The organism is Rhodococcus sp. (in: high G+C Gram-positive bacteria), assembly GCF_049591685.1.
GTDB lineage: Bacteria > Actinomycetota > Actinomycetes > Mycobacteriales > Mycobacteriaceae > Rhodococcoides.
In genome coordinates this window covers 1-4,494 of sequence record NZ_JBAWFH010000350.1, presented here as the reverse complement: position 1 = coordinate 4,494, position 4,494 = coordinate 1, and the positions used below count along the sequence as shown (strand labels likewise).

The window sequence follows — 4,494 nt, the reverse complement described above, 5'->3', positions numbered from 1 at the left end:
CAACCCACCCACACCCCGGACGCACCCAATGGCATCCCCCCGCCACCATCGACCCCCAACGCCGCGGAATCATCAACCACTACCACCACCCACAGGAATACCTCTACCCCGAACCCGACGACCCAGCAGCAGACATCCCGGCAGCGGCGCATGGCACCGATAACACCGCGGCATAGCCCGTCGATGCCGGGGCATAGCCCGTCGATGCCGGGGCTACTGGCGGCACGAAAGCTCGACACGTGCCGCCTACAGCCACGCGTTGGCACGGGTCCAATCAGATAGACCAGCCGACCAACCAACCTCGGCCGGTCCACAACCGCAGCCGATCAAGTAACCCAGCCACCCAACCAAACTCGCATGGGCGGATCGGCCAACCGTCGACGGCGACCACGTCGTGAACTGTCACATCATCTCCCCGGCACCCGAGCAGAGTTGCGGCAATCCTTTACCATCTCTCGGGTGGGGGGAAACGTAGATTCCAAAGATCAGTTCGCGCGTCGGGTTATGGAGCGCGTCCACACCGAGGGCGGCGTCGATCCTCGTCTCGACACGGACGCCTTCGCTGTACGTTTCGACGAGAATTCGGTGCTGTACCTCGAGGACCTCTACCGCGACACGACCAACGCGTCCGACCTCGCCAAAGAAGCGCACATCGCGCACTTCGTCACAACCACCATGTCGTCCATCGACTGGCCGTGCGACTGGAACGAAGCACTCCCACGATTACGTCCGATACTGAAGCCGTCCACGTATACAATCGACTCCGGTTCGGGTTTGTTGCTCTCTCGCAGAGTGTTTCCGCTGATCGACGAGCTGGTCGTCATCGACAAAGCTGCGCACCGCACCGCCGTCTCCTGGCAGACCATCGAGACTTGGGGAATCGATCCTGCGACGGTCTTCGCCGCAGCACGCTCGAATCTCGCCACCATCACTCAGCACGCAGATCCGACGAAGGGCCGCGCCGTGCAGCGCCTCGTCGACGCGGGCGGTGACCCACACCCACAGGCCGCAAACCGGGACGGCAATCGTTACGTCACCTCATGGCTGCTGGATCCGGGTTGGCTGGCATCACACCGTGCCCGATTCGGTTGTCCACCTGTTGCTTTCATTCCCGACGACCAGACCGTTCATGTGCTGCCCGGCGACGACGACGAGTTGCTGGATCAGCACTTCGAGCGTGCCGAAGCTCAATACGCGCGCACCTCCCGAGCACTGTCACCGCAGGCGTACACCGTCGACGACAACGGTGCCGTGATCACCTTCGACCAGACTCATCCGGATCACTCCGGAGCTGCCCGAGCACGCTGCATTCACATCATCAGAGAGTATGCAGCACAGGGTGATTGGCTCCGGCGGCAATATCACCTCGAGGGCATCGGCACCGAGGTCGGAACGGTAACCGTCAAGGCCACGGCATTCGGCCCTCGTACCGTCACCATTTGGAGCGAAACGGCCGACTGCGCCCTCCCGGTGGCCGACCTCGTCGCCTTCACCGACGACAGATCGCCCCCGTTCTACGTGCAGTTCGCCGACGTCGCTTCGATCACCGGCATCCGGGCTGCGGACGGCCTCGATCCCGCGCGATTCCAGGTGAGCGCGTGGCCGACATCGCACATCATCGACGAACTCCGCGCGCACAGTTTACCGGTGGACTGACCGTCACCGACCGACGACGTACTCGTTGATCACGACACCCGACCGGTACGGCGTGCTCTCGACGAGGTTGAGTGCGATCGGCGCGTATTCGCGGTCGACGAACAGCCGCTTACCAGAGCCGAGCAACACCGGGTTGACTTTCAGAATCACTCTGTCGATCTCGTTCAACAGCGACGATGCGAGTTGCCCGCCGCCGCACAACCAAATACCACTACCGGCTTCGTGTTTGAGCCGTGCGACCACCTCGATCGGATCTTCTGCCGTGACGGTCACCGGGGCCGCGGCATCGTTGCCGGTTCGATTGCGGGAGAAAACATACTGCTTCAGGTGGGCATAGGGCCCGTTCGGTAGGTGGGGTCCGCCCACCGCATAGGTGTTCCACCCCATCAGCACGGTGTCGAAGCGTGTCAGCGGCGGCGTGAGACCGAGCGCCTCCAGCCCAGGCGTGGGGACCGTGTCGGTGTACTGCGCGAGGATCATGTCGATGTGGTCGCCCTGCATGGGGAAGGCGTCGAATGTGTCGTCCGGCGCGGCGATGTACCCGTCGAGGCTGACGGCGACGTAATAGACCAGTTCACGCATGGGTATCTCCGTTCACGACGCTTGTAGTGGTTCGAACGCCAGACTACGACACCTGTCGTGGATCCGCTACAGTTTTTCCATGGCGCGCAATCCGCAGAGACGTTCCGAACTGGCCGATGCCGGACTGCGCATTCTCGCCCGCGAAGGCGCCCGCGGTCTGACGCACAGAGCGATCGACGACGAGGCTGGCGTGCCCAAGGGGACGACGTCCAATTACTTTCGTTCCCGGGACGACGTCATCGCGGGCCTTGTCGGTCGGATCGGTGAACGTCTCGCGCCGGACCCTGCGGTGCTCGATTCGCTGGCGAACAGGACGCCGAGCCGCGAACTGTTCGCCGACTACACCCGCGACATCGTGGCCCGCCTGCTCGGCAATCGAGAGGTGACGTTGGCTCTGTTCGAACTCAGACTCGAAGCCTCACGACGACCGGAGATCCGCGACATTCTCGGCCACTGGCAAACTTCCAGCTTCCGCAGCGACGTCGAGTTCAACTCCTCCGCCGGGCTCCCCGGAGGCACGCGCGAGATCGCACTGTTCCACTACGCGATCGACGGCCTCCTGCTGGACCGACTCACCTACCCCCTCGACCCGGATACCTCGACCGACGACATCGTCGACGCCCTGGTCGAGGGCCTCCTGCGCTGACGCACCCGTGTGCGAAAAATGCTGTTTCAACAACATTTTTCGCACACGGGCGGCGGAGCCGCACTTCACACGGGCGGCGGAGCCGCTTACGTGAACTTCACTCCCTGGGCAAGGGGTAGTTCGTTGGAATAGTTGACGGTGTTGGTGGCCCGGCGCATGTACGACTTCCATGCGTCCGAGCCGGATTCGCGGCCGCCACCGGTTTCCTTTTCACCACCGAAGGCGCCGCCGATTTCGGCGCCGGACGGTCCGATGTTGACGTTCGCGATACCGCAATCGGAGCCGGCCGCGGAGAGGAACCGCTCGGCTTCCCGTAAATCCGTGGTGAAGATGGACGACGACAGGCCCTGCGGCACATCGTTGTGCAGCGCGATTGCTTCGTCGAGGGTCTCGTAGGTGAGGACGTAAAGAATCGGCGCGAACGTTTCGTGACGCACGATATCGGTCTGCGCCGGCATGGTGATGATCGTCGGCTGCGCGTAATAGGCGTCTTCACCGGCTATGTCGACGCGGGAGCCGCCGGTGCGCACAACTCCGCCGTCGGCGACCGCTGCGTCGATCGCTTTCTGGAAGCCTGCGAACGCGGGTGCGTCGATCAGCGGGCCCACCAGGGTGTCTGACTCCAGCGGAGATCCGATGGACAGCGAATCATAAGCGCGTGCAACACGTTCGACGAGCTCGTCCGCGATCGAGGAATGCACGATGACCCGGCGAAGCGATGTGCACCGCTGTCCGGCAGTGCCCGCCGCGGAGAACACGATGCCGCGGGTGGTCAGGTCGAGATCGGCGGAGGGAGTGACGATGGCCGCATTGTTACCGCCGAGCTCGAGGAGCACTCGCCCGAAACGGCTTGCGACGCGGGGCGCGACGGCGCGGCCCATGCGTGTCGATCCCGTCGCCGACAACAGTGCTATGCGTGGGTCGTCGACGAGCGCTTCGCCCGCAACTCGGTCACCGATGACGAGTTGAGCCACAGCCGGATCCACGCCGGCTTTCCGGGCGGCTCGTTCGAAGACGGCCTGCACCCCGAGCGCGGTGAGCGGGGTCTTCTCCGACGGCTTCCACACCACGGTGTCGCCGGCGATCAACGCCAGCACCGTGTTCCACGACCACACGGCTACCGGGAAATTGAATGCGGTTATCACACCGACGACGCCCAGCGGATGCCACTGCTCCATCATGCGATGGCCGGGCCGTTCGGTAGCGATGGTGTTGCCGTACAGCTGGCGCGACAGCCCGACGCCGAAGTCGCAGATGTCGATCATTTCCTGCACCTCACCGAGGCCTTCGGACACGATCTTGCCCGCTTCGATCGAGACGAGCGCGCCGAGATCGTCCTTGTGCTCACGCAGCAAGAGGCCGAGTTCTCGGATCAGGTCGCCGCGTACGGGTGCGGGAACCATCGACCACTGCGGGAAAGCAGCCGCGGCACCAGCGATGGCCGCATCGACGTCCGAGACCGTCGCGGCCGCGAGGGATGCCAGGTTGCCACCGGTGATCGGCGAGCGCGCAACGATCGGCAGCTGCGATTGCGGGACGTCGAGGTCGGTGGACACGCCGAGACGCCCCAGTATCGCGCGAGTCCTGGTGCTCAGCTCGTCGTGTGAGAC

General features: G+C 64.0%; 4 protein-coding genes. 2 read left to right on the top strand and 2 right to left on the bottom strand.

The genetic code is table 11. The annotated features are described in order from the left end of the window. The first annotated feature begins 459 nt into the window (after positions 1–459). Positions 460–1,656, top strand: coding sequence for a DUF1444 domain-containing protein (locus WBQ44_RS14720; protein ID WP_495567416.1), 1,197 nt, complete (start codon positions 460–462; stop codon positions 1,654–1,656). Positions 1,657–1,659: 3 nt separating this feature from the next. Here WBQ44_RS14720 and WBQ44_RS14715 read toward each other — a convergent pair whose 3' ends face one another. Beyond that, positions 1,660–2,238: a dihydrofolate reductase family protein gene (locus tag WBQ44_RS14715; RefSeq protein ID WP_495567415.1), complete on the bottom strand. Its 579-nt coding sequence runs from the start codon at positions 2,236–2,238 to the stop codon at positions 1,660–1,662. A gap of 79 nt (positions 2,239–2,317) precedes the next feature. Here WBQ44_RS14715 and WBQ44_RS14710 point away from each other — a divergent pair, with 79 nt between their 5' ends. Next, positions 2,318–2,884: a TetR/AcrR family transcriptional regulator gene (locus tag WBQ44_RS14710; RefSeq protein ID WP_495567414.1), complete on the top strand. Its 567-nt coding sequence runs from the start codon at positions 2,318–2,320 to the stop codon at positions 2,882–2,884. Positions 2,885–2,970: 86 nt separating this feature from the next. On the opposite strand, the gene amaB is transcribed toward WBQ44_RS14710, so the two are convergent. After that, on the bottom strand, positions 2,971–4,494 hold a 1,524-nt coding region (amaB, locus tag WBQ44_RS14705; protein ID WP_495567413.1), incomplete at its 5' end, for an L-piperidine-6-carboxylate dehydrogenase.

What these genes read in the sequence shown, in the direction of transcription:
- WBQ44_RS14715 (WP_495567415.1), bottom strand. Translation starts at nt 2,238, where the DNA reads ATGCGTGAACTGGTCTATTACGTCGCCGTCAGCCTCGACGGGTACATC.
- WBQ44_RS14710 (WP_495567414.1), top strand. Translation starts at nt 2,318, where the DNA reads ATGGCGCGCAATCCGCAGAGACGTTCCGAACTGGCCGATGCCGGACTG.